Raw genomic sequence first — 14,864 nt, forward strand, 5'->3', positions numbered from 1 at the left:
ACATGTATGTGACACGGTCATGACGGCTAGATGACATGACAACAAAGACGGATATGTCGACAGAAATAAAAAAAGCCGCGTATCAAAACGCGGCTCTTAATTGAAATCAATGGCTCAGCTTAACTTGCAGCCTTTGTGATGGGAACTTATCAAGCCAAATCAATGCCGATCATTAACTGGGTATGAACGTGCATACACACGACCTGCCGACCAAAGACACAAACCAAGCAAGGCGAAGCCTAATTGCCCCAGTGCCAAGGACAACACAGAATGATCGAGCGCTGGTGCCATCACGCCAGCAACAAAGGCACTCAATAAAGTAACCGACGCCGATTGGCAAGATGCAACGATGCCGCGAATATGTGGAAATAATTCAAGCACCATCAAGGTCGCTCCTGGAAACACCACCGACATACCAAAGGCATAAAAAAACAAAGGAATGACCGACCAAGGCAACATTGGCATCGCAAAGAAATGGAATACCACATTTGCTACAGCCGCACTCAACAAGAACATAAAGCCAATACTGACTTGGCGCGCAATCGTCAAACGTCCAGCCAAACGATTCGCCGCCAGCGAGCCTAAGAAAATGCCACCGACCATAGGTACAAATTGCCAGCCAAAACTTTGCGCATCTAACTTCAAATGTTGCGTAACGAAAGCTGGTGCTGAAGAAATAAACAAAAATATGCCCGCAAAATTACAAGCGATCGTGCCCGCCATGAAATGAAAACCAGGCGATTTAAAAACATCGCGATAACTTTCCCACAAAAAATTCACGTTAAACGGTTGGCGTTTCTCAACCGGTAAGGATTCAGGCAAATATTTGTAACAGGCGATCAACAACAAAACCGTATAGACAAATAAGAATAAAAAGATCGTACGCCAATCCGAATGCGACACCACCCAACCACCAATAATCGGCGCAATCGCTGGCGCAATCGAAAAAATCATCGTCACCAACGACAACAAACGCTCTGCTGGAGCGCCTTCATACAAATCCCGCACAATCGCGCGACCAATCACCATCCCCGCACCAGCTGCCACGCCTTGCATGATGCGGAACACCCACAAATAATGCACAGTATGCGCAGACGCACAGCCGAACGAGCCTATCGCAAAAACCACCAGCGCGACCAACACCACATTACGTCGCCCAAAAGAATCCGACAAAGCGCCGTGCCACAAAGTCATCGCGGCAAACGACAACATATAAGCCGTCAAAGTCTGTTGCACCTCAATGGAGGACGCGTTTAGGCTAGTCTGAATCGAAGAAAACGCTGGCAAATAAGCGTCAATCGAGAAAGGGCCCAGCATCGACAAGGCTGCGAGTAAAGTTGCCAGTCCCGCGTTGCTGAGTTTAATTTTGGAATGCATGAACTTCCTTCATTGACTTACAAACTAATTTAAAGCGTAGTGTGCACGACACATCAACCGCCAATCATCAAAACGGTGCGCATGGCGCACCCTACCAACACCTACTGTTTCAAGCATTAACCACAAAATCAAAAGTATCGCTAAAACAAAACAGACTTTTAAACGCCCGTAGGGTGCGCCGTGCGCACCACACATCGACCGCCAATCATCAAAACGGTGCGCATGGCGCACCCTACCGACACATACTGTTTCAAGCATTACCCACAAAACCACAAGTATCGCTAAAACAAAACAGACTTTTAAAAACCCGTAGGGTGCGCCGTGCGCACCACAAATCGACCACCAAACATCACAACAAGGGATTAAAAATTTAAACGCCCGCGATCGGCATTCAACATGCTACATCCCACCGAGACATACATATTTCATTTCTAAGTATTCATCCATCCCGTACTTAGATCCCTCGCGTCCCAAACCCGATTGCTTCACACCACCAAATGGCGTCACTTCATTGGCGATCAAACCGGTATTCACGCCAACCATCCCGTACTCTAATTTCTCCGCGACACGCCACACCCTACCAATATCACGTGAATAAAAATAAGCAGCCAATCCAAAATCCGTCTCATTTGCGGCGGCGATCACTTCTTCTTCGCTGCTAAAACGCGTAACCGCGGCTAAAGGGCCAAAGGTTTCTTCACGCATTACAAGCATCTGATGATTGACGTCAGCAATGATGGTTGGTTCAAAAAATAATCCACCTTTTTCATGTAACTTTCCGCCTGCCATGACACGAGCCCCTTGTGCGACCGCATCGGCCACATGCGCTTGTACTTTTTCCAAAGCCTGTTGATCAATCAAAGGACCTTGTTTCACACCCAATTGCGTCCCTTCACCCACCACGACTTTTTTACTAGCGAGAGCAAATTTCTCCAAAAATTCTTCATACAAGGAATCATGCACATAAAAGCGATTCGTGCACACGCAGGTCTGCCCGGCATTACGGAACTTTGATTGCAATGCTCCTTCCACCGCAGCATCAACATCCGCATCTTCAAACACAATAAACGGTGCATGACCACCCAACTCCAAAGCCAGTTTCTTCAAAGTCGGCGCGCATTGCTGCATCAAGATACGACCCACTGGCGTCGAGCCAGTAAACGACAAATGCCGCACCACCGAACTACCGCATAATACGCGCCCAATTGCAATCGACTGCTCGGCATCTGCTGTTAGCACATTCAACACGCCAGCGGGCATACCAGCACGCAAAGCCAAATCCGCCAAAGCCAACGCACACAAAGGCGTTTGTTCAGCAGGCTTAATCACGATGGTACAACCAGCCGCCAAAGCCGGCGCCACCTTACGCGTAATCATCGCCAAAGGAAAATTCCAAGGCGTAATCGCTGCGCACACACCAATAGGCTGTTTCAACACCAAAGTACGCTTATCCGCCCAAGTCGATGCCAACACATCACCAGAAACCCGCTTCGCCTCTTCAGCAAACCATTCCACAAAACTCGCCCCATACAAAACCTCGCCCTTCGCTTCTGCCAAAGGCTTACCCTGCTCCGCCGTCATGATGGCAGCGAGATCATCTGCATTCGCCACGATCAAATCAAACCATTTACGCAAAATGTTTGCGCGCTCTTTGCCTGTTAAGCCTGACCAAGCTGGCAAAGCGGTTTGTGCGGCGTGGATCGCGTCTTGTGCATGTGAGATGTCTAGATTCGCTACTTCGGCGATTAGGACACCAGTTGCTGGGTTGTGGACGGTGAATTTTGCGGTGGTTTCTATCCAGTTGTTTTGGATGAAGGCTTGGTCATGGATTAACTTGTTATCGATGAGTTGCGGACGAATGAAGGTAGTCATTTTTTTGTGTTCGGAAAATTTACCTAGTAAGAGGAATTTGCAGCGATTAAATACTTAATACAACTGCATGAATGATGTCGACAAAGATGCTTTATGGGAATGTATGTGTAAGGATACGCCAAAAAACTGACGCAGCCAAAATTGAAACTCTTAACAGGGAAATCTATCTTGATTAAAAAAACACTTATCAACATTCAGTAAGATATTGTTAATATCTCATTTTCTGTACTCAAAATCTTAACTGGGCTATTACTTGAAAAAATAGCATTTGAATATTCACTCACAACAAAATGATATTTAGCCAAACCATTTCACTCAAAAAATCCAAATCAAAGATTCTCGCAGTCTGTGCACTGATCTTAGTTTTTTGTATCTTTATGGCTGGTTTTTTCTTAAATATCGCACTAGAGGAGCATTTTTTCTTTGCATCTACAATTCCAATTGCATCGACTTCGTTTTGGGTATTCCTCGCCTTGGTTCCATGCTTCACCGTATTGCTTCTCAAAGCTAATTTTGACAAGCAGCATAGCGATTATTATCCAACTTGGTGGGTACGCCGTCTCATCATGTTCCCACTATTTGTCCTATTCCCTGCTGTCTTGGTAGCAACGGCACCGCTTGGTTGGCTCATCACCTATACATGGCTAGGAGAACACCCAAACACACAAGTCTCAGCAAGAATAATAACGACTGAAAAATATGGTCAAAAGACACGGAGCTGCGATCAACAAGGCGAGGTCGTAGTCGGAGCAAGACAAATTAGGATTTGTTTTGAGGGATTGATCGACTTACCTGTCAAGCATAAGGGTGATATCAAACTGTTAGGAAAACAATCATCATTTGGTTTTATGATCGAACGCATCCAGTACAATGAAACAGAATAAAAATGTGGCTAACAACTATATTCAGTCATACTTTTTATTATTCAAAACGATAAGTAGTCGTTCGCCACATCTTGATATGAAACACTGTAGGTGCGAGTAGTGAAACGTAATCGCATGTATTGTCCGTATTGATCAAAGCGCAGACACCTCGACACGACGCATTTCGCGGAAACTATACGTGCAAATAAATTACTCTATTCGCACCTACGGAAAATCAAAAATTACTCAGCGTCTTTCGGCTTAGCCGCTTCTCTACGATTAAACCCAGCCACCATATCAAAGCGAAACAAACGGCACTCCAATGCACCATTAAAGAATGGTGTTTTGCGTGACTCTTTTAACCGCAAAAGTTTTGGCAAACCTAAGTCTGCAGTGAACAGAAACACGCTCCATCCTGAGAAACGTTGCTTAAGTGTGCTGCTGAAAGCTGCGAAAAATTCGCGTGCTAAATCGTCGGGTTCGAAACTTTGATCACCGCGCACGCCGATACGTTCGCCGTAGGGTGGATTGGTTAAAAGAATACCTGGTGTCTCAGTTGGTGCTTTGATTTCTTGCGCTTCAATTTGCTTTAAGGGCACTTCAAATTTGATACCAGCTTTATTCAAGTTATTGCGCGTCATGATGACCATGTCGCCGGAAATATCGCTGCCGAAAATTGTTGGCTCAGTTGGTAACGGATTGGCGCGTATGCTGTTTTTGATGTCTTGCCATTCTTCTTCAACAAAGCTGCCGAATTTTTCAAAAGCAAATTCGCGACGCATGCCAGGCGGAATGCCCGCGACCATTTGTGCTGCTTCGATCAAGATAGTGCCAGAGCCGCACATAGGATCGAACAATGGTATACCGGGTTTCCAACCAGAAGTACGCAGCAAACCTGCAGCTAAATTTTCGCGTAGTGGAGCATCACCTGTTTCTAAACGCCAGCCGCGCTTGAATAGCGCTTCGCCTGAGGTATCGAGATAAACTGTGAAGTTGTGCGCGTCTAAAAAGCCAACGATACGCATGTCCGGTTGTTTGGTATCGACCGATGGGCGTTGAGTGAACTGATCGCGGAAACGGTCGCAGATCGCATCTTTAATTTTGAGCGTAGTGAATTCTAAACTCTTGAGTGGAGATTTCACTGCAGTGACATCAACGCGAATGGTGTGGTGATAGCCAAACCAATCTTCCCACGGTTGTTCTAGCGTCATATCGTAGATATCGTTCTCGTTGGCGTAACCGCCATGCGCCATACGCAACAGCACGCGGGAAGCGATACGAGAATGCAAATTGACGCGATAGGCATCCGTGATTTCGCCAGAAAAATGCACACCGCCCGGCACTTGCGTATGCACGTGGATAGTCTTAGGTGATTTGAGATCGGCGATCTCATTGAGTTCTTCTGCTAAGGCAGTTTCCAAGCCGCGTGGGCATGGGCAAAAATAGGAGTAACGTGTTTTCATGGGGGACCTTTTTTCCGTCATGGTTTTAAAAACTCTGAGCACGCTTCGTGTCCAGAGGGCTTGCTAAAAATTACTACAAAATCTTTTTTTGACACAGATCACATAGAAATCAATTTGATCCCATAGGGTGCGCCATGCGCACCGATTTTATGTTTAAACGTTTAAAACATACAGTGATCTGCAACGATTTGGTGCGCATGGCGCACCCTACTAGTGATCTGCACACTTTGCCACAATGCGGCAAATATCTGTCAATCTATCGAGCGAACTCTCGTTCTAAAAAATCTAAACGATCTTGCCCCCAAAAGCCTTCACCCTTATAAACATACCAAGGCGCACCGAAGACATTGGCGGCTATCGCGTCATTCGTATTGCTATCGTAGTCGGCTTGCACGGCAGAAGTCTCTGCCGACTTCACTAATTGTTTTCCATCTAAATCGGCATCACAAGCGATACCAATCAGTGTTGCTTCATCCGCGATATTTTTTTGTTCTGACCACATCGCGCGCATAATCGCTGTCGATAAATGTAAGGCGACTTCATTACCGTGCGCTATTTGTGCTGCAATAATCAAACGCGCCGCTGGATCGGGCGTTACTGGAAAAAACTGTGGTTGCACATGCATGGGCACTTGCAAAAAATCACTCCAGCGTTGCAGCTCAATCAAGCGATATGCCTGTCTTTGTGGTGCACGTTTGGCTAATGGCAAACCACCTGATGCCGCAAAAACCCTACTGAGATCACAGGGTTTTATCGCTACTTTAACTTTATGTTTTGTTGCGATGTCGATGAAGCGTTGATGTCCTAAATAAGACCAAGGTGAATGTGGGGCGAAATAGTAATCACAAACTTTGCTCATGCAAGATACTCCAATTAATTTGTTCACCTAACAGCAATCGCCAGTTACAACCGTCCCGCCTTCAAACTACGCGTTTCAGAACGGCTTCACCACCACCAAAATCACGGCAGCAATCATCATCAACACGGGCACTTCATTAAACACGCGAAACCACTTGTGACTACGTTTGTTTTGACCATGTTCAAACTTCTTCAAAATGCTTCCGCAAGCGTGATGGTAGCCGACCAGCAAAATGACTATCGCCAGTTTTGCATGCATCCAGCCATTGCCGGGACCTTTTCCTATGCCGTAGCCCAGCCACAACCAAATTCCTAAGACTAATGCCGGAATCATCAGTATCGTCATGAATCGGTATAACTTGCGCCCCATTAGCAATAGACGCTCTACACTGGGTTGATGCGTTTCCATCGCCAAATTCACGAAGATGCGCGGCAAATAAAATAAGCCTGCAAACCAAGAGGCGATAAAAACGATGTGAAATGCTTTAACGTATAACATAATTAAATCTTCTTAAAAACTTCAACAAACCGACTTTCAAATCTATCGAATGATTCAAGTCCACGCAAATTTGAAAAATTCTCAGTCAATTCAGATACACGAATTCGATGTCGATTCGGATTGAATTTTTCAAGCGCTCTTCCAGATTTTTCTGTTGCCTTCGTCATCGCCTCAAAAAGAACTCGTTTTGGATCCGGTAATTTTTCCCACTCTTTTTTTGCTGGTAAGCTCAAATTGATCTTTCCATTCCTATTCCCAACAGCCTCACGTATCGCCTTTTCATCCGACAACAACCAGGCTTCACTCATTCGAATTGGAATCACAGGAATAACATTACTCAAAGATTCAGTCGCATCATTAATCTCTTTTAGACGTACATTCATCGGTTCTTTCTCTGAGTCACGATGAATAAATAGAACATCGGAAGGAAATAAATTTAAAGATACTCTGACTCTCGTGTCTAAATCAAAACCAATTTCACCTAAATTTCTTGCAAATTGATGTTCGTAATTGATATGAGGGTAATGCACACCAATCAACCAATTGATAATCGGTATCAAGCATGTGTCTGAACTTCCATCGGTAAGTAATGTATAACGAAGAATATTCATCTTATTTACTCAACAAGTCCATTTGATGCTTGTACATTTGGGACAAACCAGGCTTACCATGTGCGCTTTCAACCATCGAGTTGTCAGTTTGCAAGTAGTCAACGAGCGTTCCAATTGCAACAGTCGAATTACCGCTTTTACACCGCCAAGTGTTTTCAATAGGTCTAAAAACTGAAAGTGATGCACCATCCCGTTTATATGATTGGGACACAACAATATCTTCCGCAGCAATATGCTGAACCACAAGAGGAGAATGCGTATTGATGATAATTTGACGTAACGGATTATCATCTCCAACGGCATATTTGGGATCCACTGCCATCTGATAAAGCAAGGTCACGATAGCTTGTATTCGTGCTGGATGTATTCCATTTTCTGGTTCCTCTAAACAAATTAAACCACCCGATTCGTCGTCCGCCGCAATAATCGCGAGCGCTAAAAATCTTAAAGTCCCATCAGATAGCGCACGTGCCTCATGCTTAATATGGTTAATAGTTTCCAAATACAGTGTCTTAAGTTGACGCTTTTCATCTACATCCACGAAAACATTCTTCACTTCAGGCAAAAGATTGGCCAATTGATTTGCAATTTCTTGATTCTTTCCAAGGCGATCTAATGTTGCAGGCAAATGTTCACCATGCTCTGAAACTGTGCTTTTGGATAAAAAATCATCCGGACGTCTTAAAGAACTTGACTCCAACTGCAATAAAGTCCATGACTGCATTTCACGTCTCGCAGCAAGTGCCGTCGGACGATCAATCGTATTGATATTACTTAAAATCGTTCTATCTGCTTTCGAAATTGGAATACTTATGGGTGCTCCACTTGTCTGATCCTGACGAATTTTAACGACATTCGACTCTTTCTCTGTATAAATAAAGTCAATTTTGCTACTACCAACATAGGCAGAATCAAAAAATTCTTTGTCCACAAAAAAACCTAGTTCTTCTTTGGCAGATCCTTTTTGAATGAAATTCAACGACTCGTGAACAAGTTCAATTCCTTCTGGGCTACTAGCGGTTGATCTAACATATTTAAAAGCTAATCTATACTGCAAATAGGTCACTTTGGGTTTTGCGTCTCGACTAAAATCGTCAGTCACGCTATTACCAACTAACATATCAACTTCAAATTCCATAACACTGGCTTGCGACGAAACAGTCTGAGTAAAGAGAGAAGCGATACTTGTTCGTTGCTTTCCACTATTGCGAATACTATTTGCAGCTTCAATAATTGGTGTATTTGATAAATTTTTTAGGAAAAGTATTGCGTCAAATAAATTCGACTTACCAACACCATTTGCACCTGCAATGCACGTGAACGGGCCAAAACGAACTTCTACGTCTTCGAGACTTTTAAAACCTTTAACACGTAATCTTGTTAGCATAAATTCCTCAGCTATTTTCGAACTTCGCCATGACCGAACACCACATACTTCAGTGAAGTCAAACCCTCCAACCCAACCGGTCCACGTGCGTGCAGTTTATCATTAGAAATGCCAATCTCCGCACCGAGGCCGTATTCGAAGCCATCGGCAAAGCGGGTTGAAGCGTTGACCATGACCGATGCTGAATCGACTTCGCGCAAAAATGCCATGGCGCGGCTGTAGTCTTCGGTGATGATAGATTCTGTATGTTTTGAGGAATAATGATTGATATGCTCTATCGCTGCAGTCATGTCCGCAACCACTTTTATCGACAAAATCGGCGCTAGGTATTCGGTAGACCAATCTGTCTCTTGCGCAGTTGCTAAATGCGGATATGCGTGCAAGATTTGTGCGGCTTGCGTATCACAACGTAATTCGACTTTTTCACTCAAATAACGTTCTGCGAGTTTAGGTAAGACTTGCGCCGCGATGCCTTCTGCTACCAGTAAAGTTTCCATGGTATTGCAAGTACCGTAGCGATGGCATTTGGCATTGAATCCTATATCGACAGCTTTTTGCATATCCGCTTTATCATCAATGTAGACGTGGCAAATGCCATCTAGATGTTTGATCATCGGTACTGTCGCCTCACGCATCAAGCGTTCAATCAAACCCTTGCCACCGCGCGGCACGATCACATCGACGTATTCGGGCATGGTAATCAAAGCACCGACGGCTGCACGATCTGTCGTATCTACCACCTGTACCGCTTGCTCAGGTAAACCGGCTGTGCGTAAACCCTCTTTAACCAAATCGGCTAAGGCACGATTGCAATTAATCGCCTCAGAACCACCACGCAAGATGGTTGCATTACCGCTCTTGATGCACAATCCCGCCGCATCGACTGTCACGTTCGGACGTGCTTCATAGATGATACCAATCACACCAAGCGGTACGCGCATTTGCCCCACTTGTATACCGGATGGACGATATTTCATGTTTGAAATTTCACCGATAGGATCAGATAAGCGTGCGATTTGTTCTAAGCCTTCTGCCATCGTGGCGATCGCTTTATCGCTGAGCGCCAAACGATCTAACATCGCCGCTTCCATACCCGCAGCTTTGGCGGCAGCTAAGTCTAATTCATTCGCTGCACGCAGAGCTGGTGCTTCACGACGTATCGCTGTTGCTATTGCTAGCAAGGCTTGATTCTTAGTCGCTGTGTCTGCTTTCGCCATGGTGCGCGATGCTAGACGCGCTTGCTGACCTAGGATTTGGATGTAGTTGGCGATGTCGCCGGTGTTTTTATCAACGCTCATGTTCAGAACACTTTAATTCTATTTATTTGAATGACCCACTGTCGTCAAGCTTCGCAAAATTGCTTAGTTGGGATGCAGCGCTAGGCGCTCAGCGCAGCAATATGTCGATATTGCGAGCATGAGCAACAACGCGATGCGCCCAAATAAGCGATTTGGCGAAGCGTTAATTTGCTTTAGCTACGCGCAACCCCAAATGCAACAACGCATCCCAAGCATCTCCGGCAAACTTCGGTGCGCGTAAGCCTTTGACCATTTTGTCGATTTGCGCAGCGTCTTGTAGTGCTGCTTGCAGAGTCGCTAAACTGACGCGACGTAGTGCTGGTTCCATGAGTTTTTCTCTTGGCCCCCAGATACGGTACTCTTTTAAGAGTACCCCTAATGGGCGTCCTTGTGCGACGCCGGATTTTAATTTGAGTAGTGTGCGCAGCTCCTCTGCCATCGCCCACAAGACTAAAGGCAGAGCTTCGCCCTCACCTTTGAGTCCATCTAACATTCTGACTAGACGTGCCACATCGCCGACTAACATTGCTTCATTTAATTTGAAGACATCGTAACGAGCGACATTTAAGACGGCATCATGGATCACTTCAAAACTGAGCTTGCCTTGTGGATGCAGTAGGCCTAATTTTTGTATTTCTTGATGTGCTGCCAGTAAATTGCCTTCGACACGATCCGCGATAAATTCCAGACTTTGACGATCGGCGCTTTGTCCTTGCGCTGCTAGTCGTTGCCCTATCCAATTTGGTAAAGCGACGCGCTCGATCAAGGGGATGTCGATATACACCGCCGCTTGTTGCAGCATCGTGACCCAAGCCGCTTTTTGCGTCGCCCAATCGAGTTTAGGTAAGGTAATTAAGGTGATATTGTCCGGCGAAAGATCACGTACATATTCTTGTAAAGCCGCGCCGCCGTCTTTGCCTGGCTTGCCCGTTGGGATGCGCAGGTCTATCAGTTTTTTATCGCCAAATAAGGATTGCGATTGATTCGCTGCCAGTAATTCGCCCCATTTAAAGTAGCGTTCAACTGTCAGTATTTCGCGCTCTAAAAAACCCTGAGCCTTGGTGATTTTACGTATCTTATCGGCAGTCTCTTGCACCAACAAATGCTCGTCGCTAGAGATGACATAAATCGCTGCCAAACCTTTGGCAAGATGAGCATCAATAGCGTCGTAGCGTAATTGCATATTCTGTTTGACCTTAATCTGACTTAGCTGGCGCTTCCATCCTAACGACGGCAAGACGACGCATAATTTGCTGCACCAATTCGGATTGCATATCGCGATAGAGCAAGGCTTCTTCCGCTTCTTTCGCCAAGACTTCGTTTTCTTTAAAGCTGAGATTACGCTTTAAACTAATTGTGGTTGGCTCTAAGACTTCGCGTCCAGTCTTATCACGCAAACGGAATTTTAAGTTATAGATCAAATTAAACTCACGGACACGACCTTGGCTGTTCAAGGACAAAATCACTTTGTCGCGCGTCTCGCCAAGCACATCCAAAACCACTTCTGCATTGGTGGCTTGTGCCGTCACTTCAGTTTTTCCGTTAGCGCGCAGATTGCGTTTGAGCTCACCACCTAAAGCTGAGCTTTCTGGTAGGCCTACGTAAATACTCTGGAAAGGAAACGCTACCGCGCCGCGCAGAGCGAAGCCACAAGCGCTGATGCTCGTGATGAGAACGAGGTAAGTAGCTATTTTCAAAAAACGATTCAGGCTCATTGGGTTTTCACTCTTTCAACAACTGAAATTTCAAACTCCCTTCTTCCGTAAGCGGGAGAAGGGTCGGGGATGAGGGAGAATCAGCTTCGGGTAAAATTACTGAAGGCGACAGGCGGTATTGCACACTGTTTTTCGCCTCTGAATAATTTCGTCGTTTCTGAACTACCCTCACCCTAGCCCTCTCCCGCTAGCGGGAGAGGGGACAATTCTCAGCGACGAAGCCGCTTAAACTCAAACAACAATATTCACCAACTTACCCGGCACAACAATGATCTTCTTCGGCGCACCTTCGATAAAGCGTGCCGCACTTTCGTTTGCCACCGCCGCCGCTTCGATAGTCGCTTTGTCAGCATCTTTCGCCACCTTGATACTACCGCGCAATTTGCCGTTAACCTGCACCATCAATTCGATTTCATCTTGCACTAAAGCTGCAGCATCGACTTGTGGCCAAGGTGCATCGATGATGCCGCCTAAGTCTTGTACGTAGCCAAGTTCATTCCACAAAGCATGCGTAATATGCGGGCAGACTGGATACAAACCGCGTAACAAAATACCGAAGGCTTCGCGTACCGCTGCGGCAGAACCTTCTGCTTCGGATTTGAACGATTCAATGGTGTTCAACAATTTCATCGCACCAGATACCACGGTGTTGTACTGCAAACGGTCATAATCGCTATCGATTTGTTTCAAGGTGCTATGTACTTCAAAGCGCAGAGCTTTCACATCCGCCGCATAATTCGCTGCTGGAGTTACACCTGCTGCAATAATTGGTGAAAATTTCAAGGCTGTCGCCCACAGACGGCGCAAGTAACGTGATGCACCTTCCACACCACTGCTGCTCCACGCAGCACTTTGATCTGGCGGACCTGCGAACATCGTGAACAGGCGTGCCGTATCTGCACCAAACTGGCTGATGATGTCTTTTGGTTCAACCACGTTATTTTTGGACTTGGACATTTTCTCAATGCCACCCATTTGCACAGGCTGACCATCGCTCTTCAAACTGGCAGAAATTGGACGGCCTTTTTCATCGTGTTGCACTTCAACTTCATTTGGATAGAACCAAAGCTTTTTACCGCTCGCTTCTTCGCGATAATAAGACTCGTTGAGCAACATACCTTGCGTGAATAAGTTTTTAAATGGCTCATCAATTTTCACCAAGCCCATATCGCGCATCGCCTTGGTCCAGAAACGCGCATACAGCAAATGCAGAACCGCATGTTCTACACCGCCGATGTATTGATCCATCGCCATCCAATAGTCATTGCGCTCGTCGACCATCGTCGTTGCATCTGGGCAGGTATAGCGCATGAAGTACCAGCTGGAATCGACGAAGGTATCCATGGTGTCAGTTTCACGGTGTGCTGGCTTACCGCATTTCGGGCAAGGTACGTTCAAGAAAGCCGCATGCGTTTTCAATGGATTACCTGAACCATCAGGGATACATTCAGTCGGCAATACCACTGGCAAATCTTCGTAAGGTACAGGCACATCACCGCAATCATCGCAATGGATAATAGGGATAGGTGTGCCCCAATAACGTTGACGAGAAATACCCCAATCGCGCAAACGCCAGGTGGTTTTCTTTTCACCTACGCCTTTGGCGACGAGGTCGGCGGCGACAGCTTCAAAAGCGTCTTTGAATGTCAAATCGTCGTATTTACCGCTATTAAAAGTAGATAAGGAAAGATCGTACTTATCACCATACCAATCGTGCCAATTACTAGAATCAAATTCAACTGAAGCATCGTCAACAGTTTGTCTCTCACCTCGGTTCTTATCTTTAAGGATGATGCTGCGATAAACAGGTTTAATTTCAATTTTATACTTGTTCGCAAACGCAAAATCACGTTCATCATGCGCAGGCACACCCATCACTGCGCCGTCGCCATACGTCATCAAGACATAATTGCCGACCCAAACTTCAACCTGTTCGCCCGTCAAAGGATGGGTAACGAATAAACCTGTAGGCAATCCTTCTTTTTCTTTGGTCGCCATTTCAGCTTCGGTCGTACCACCAGCTTTGCATTCTTCAATGAATGCGGCTAACTTAGAATTGTTTTTTGCAGCGACTGTGGCGAGTGGATGTTCTGCCGCGACTGCGCAGAAAGTGACGCCCATAATCGTGTCAGGACGCGTAGTGAAGACATACATTTTGCCGTCTTGTACCAAGGCACCAGATTCGTCTTTGATCTCATGGCTAAACGCAAAACGCACGCCTTCGCTTTTACCGATCCAGTTACGCTGCATGGTGCGCACCTGATCTGGCCAGCCATCGAGTTGATCGATGCTGGACAAAAGCTCTTCTGCGTATTGCGTAATACCGAAGTAATAGCCCGGAATTTCGCGTTTTTCAACCACGGCGCCTGAACGCCAACCTTTGCCATCAATCACCTGCTCATTCGCCAATACAGTTTGATCAACCGGGTCCCAGTTCACCACTTGCGTTTTTTTGTAGGCAACGCCTTTTTCCAGCATCTTTAAGAACAACCACTGATTCCAACGATAGTAATCTGGATCACAAGTCGCGACTTCGCGTGACCAGTCAAATGCCAAACCCAAAGGCTGCATTTGTGATTTCATATCTTCGATATTCGCGTAAGTCCATTCCGCTGGCGATTTTTTGTAGGCAATCGCTGCATTTTCTGCTGGTAAACCAAACGCATCCCAGCCCATAGGCATTAGAACGTTATAACCCTTCATACGTAATTGACGCGCCAGCATGTCGTTGATGGTGTAGTTACGCACATGCCCCATATGCAGCTTGCCAGATGGGTATGGCAACATAGAACAGGCGTAGTATTTACCTTTTGGAAAACGTGGATCATTTTCCACGGTTTTAAACGCGTTTGATTCGGTCCAATGTGACTGGGCGGCTTGTTCAACTTCTGCTGGGCTATATTTTTCTTGCATGACGATTC

At 45.8% G+C, this 14,864-nt stretch carries 12 protein-coding genes; 1 reads left to right on the plus strand and 11 read right to left on the minus strand.

The genetic code is table 11. The annotated features are described in order from the left end of the window. Positions 1-159: 159 nt before the first annotated feature. Positions 160-1,377, minus strand: a complete 1,218-nt coding sequence (locus H8K33_RS05865; RefSeq protein WP_186890060.1) for a multidrug effflux MFS transporter — start codon at positions 1,375-1,377, stop codon at positions 160-162. Positions 1,378-1,776: 399 nt separating this feature from the next. Next, a complete protein-coding gene (locus tag H8K33_RS05870; protein WP_186890061.1) occupies positions 1,777-3,249 on the minus strand; it encodes an NAD-dependent succinate-semialdehyde dehydrogenase in 1,473 nt (490 codons plus the stop codon). A 377-nt stretch (positions 3,250-3,626) separates the two neighbouring features. Between H8K33_RS05870 and H8K33_RS05875 the strand changes: the two genes are divergently transcribed. After that, entirely contained in the window at positions 3,627-4,133 is a 507-nt protein-coding gene (locus H8K33_RS05875) for a hypothetical protein (RefSeq protein WP_222613307.1), read from the plus strand. Between the two features lie 221 nt (positions 4,134-4,354). On the opposite strand, the gene H8K33_RS05880 is transcribed toward H8K33_RS05875, so the two are convergent. From H8K33_RS05880 to leuS, 9 genes are all read right to left on the minus strand, one after another. Continuing rightward, a complete protein-coding gene (locus H8K33_RS05880; protein ID WP_186890063.1) occupies positions 4,355-5,575 on the minus strand; it encodes a THUMP domain-containing class I SAM-dependent RNA methyltransferase in 1,221 nt (406 codons plus the stop codon). A 256-nt stretch (positions 5,576-5,831) separates the two neighbouring features. Next, entirely contained in the window at positions 5,832-6,434 is a 603-nt protein-coding gene (locus H8K33_RS05885) for a 2-hydroxychromene-2-carboxylate isomerase (protein ID WP_186890064.1), read from the minus strand. A 75-nt stretch (positions 6,435-6,509) separates the two neighbouring features. Continuing rightward, on the minus strand, positions 6,510-6,932 hold the full coding sequence (locus tag H8K33_RS05890; protein WP_186890065.1) for a CopD family protein: 423 nt from the start codon (positions 6,930-6,932) through the stop codon (positions 6,510-6,512). Positions 6,933-6,934: 2 nt separating this feature from the next. After that, the gene (locus H8K33_RS05895; protein ID WP_186890066.1) at positions 6,935-7,543 is read right to left on the minus strand and encodes a hypothetical protein; all 609 of its coding nucleotides are present in this window, start codon (positions 7,541-7,543) and stop codon (positions 6,935-6,937) included. 1 nt (position 7,544) lies between these two features. Beyond that, positions 7,545-8,930 (minus strand): AAA family ATPase, encoded by a 1,386-nt coding sequence (locus tag H8K33_RS05900; protein ID WP_186890067.1) that lies wholly within the window; start codon positions 8,928-8,930, stop codon positions 7,545-7,547. An 11-nt stretch (positions 8,931-8,941) separates the two neighbouring features. Next, positions 8,942-10,228 (minus strand): glutamate-5-semialdehyde dehydrogenase, encoded by a 1,287-nt coding sequence (locus H8K33_RS05905; RefSeq protein ID WP_186890068.1) that lies wholly within the window; start codon positions 10,226-10,228, stop codon positions 8,942-8,944. A 163-nt stretch (positions 10,229-10,391) separates the two neighbouring features. Then, the gene (holA, locus tag H8K33_RS05910; protein ID WP_186890069.1) at positions 10,392-11,411 is read right to left on the minus strand and encodes a DNA polymerase III subunit delta; all 1,020 of its coding nucleotides are present in this window, start codon (positions 11,409-11,411) and stop codon (positions 10,392-10,394) included. A gap of 13 nt (positions 11,412-11,424) precedes the next feature. Continuing rightward, entirely contained in the window at positions 11,425-11,943 is a 519-nt protein-coding gene (locus tag H8K33_RS05915) for an LPS-assembly lipoprotein LptE (RefSeq protein WP_186890070.1), read from the minus strand. 231 nt (positions 11,944-12,174) lie between these two features. After that, positions 12,175-14,856, minus strand: a complete 2,682-nt coding sequence (leuS, locus tag H8K33_RS05920; protein ID WP_186890071.1) for a leucine--tRNA ligase — start codon at positions 14,854-14,856, stop codon at positions 12,175-12,177. Between the last annotated feature and the right edge of the window lie 8 nt (positions 14,857-14,864).

Origin of the sequence: Affinundibacterium amnicola, assembly GCF_014284275.1 — a bacterium.
Lineage (GTDB): Bacteria > Pseudomonadota > Gammaproteobacteria > Burkholderiales > Burkholderiaceae_D > Undibacterium > Undibacterium amnicola.

Excerpts from the sequence above, each read along its gene's own strand:
- H8K33_RS05895 (WP_186890066.1), bottom strand. The coding sequence starts at position 7,543 with ATGAATATTCTTCGTTATACATTACTTACCGATGGAAGTTCAGACACA.
- H8K33_RS05880 (WP_186890063.1), bottom strand. The coding sequence starts at position 5,575 with ATGAAAACACGTTACTCCTATTTTTGCCCATGCCCACGCGGCTTGGAA.
- H8K33_RS05890 (WP_186890065.1), bottom strand. The coding sequence starts at position 6,932 with ATGTTATACGTTAAAGCATTTCACATCGTTTTTATCGCCTCTTGGTTT.
- H8K33_RS05865 (WP_186890060.1), bottom strand. The coding sequence starts at position 1,377 with ATGCATTCCAAAATTAAACTCAGCAACGCGGGACTGGCAACTTTACTC.
- leuS (WP_186890071.1), bottom strand. The coding sequence starts at position 14,856 with ATGCAAGAAAAATATAGCCCAGCAGAAGTTGAACAAGCCGCCCAGTCA.
- H8K33_RS05915 (WP_186890070.1), bottom strand. The coding sequence starts at position 11,943 with ATGAGCCTGAATCGTTTTTTGAAAATAGCTACTTACCTCGTTCTCATC.
- H8K33_RS05875 (WP_222613307.1), top strand. The coding sequence starts at position 3,627 with ATGGCTGGTTTTTTCTTAAATATCGCACTAGAGGAGCATTTTTTCTTT.
- H8K33_RS05905 (WP_186890068.1), bottom strand. The coding sequence starts at position 10,228 with ATGAGCGTTGATAAAAACACCGGCGACATCGCCAACTACATCCAAATC.
- H8K33_RS05900 (WP_186890067.1), bottom strand. The coding sequence starts at position 8,930 with ATGCTAACAAGATTACGTGTTAAAGGTTTTAAAAGTCTCGAAGACGTA.
- holA (WP_186890069.1), bottom strand. The coding sequence starts at position 11,411 with ATGCAATTACGCTACGACGCTATTGATGCTCATCTTGCCAAAGGTTTG.
- H8K33_RS05870 (WP_186890061.1), bottom strand. The coding sequence starts at position 3,249 with ATGACTACCTTCATTCGTCCGCAACTCATCGATAACAAGTTAATCCAT.
- H8K33_RS05885 (WP_186890064.1), bottom strand. The coding sequence starts at position 6,434 with ATGAGCAAAGTTTGTGATTACTATTTCGCCCCACATTCACCTTGGTCT.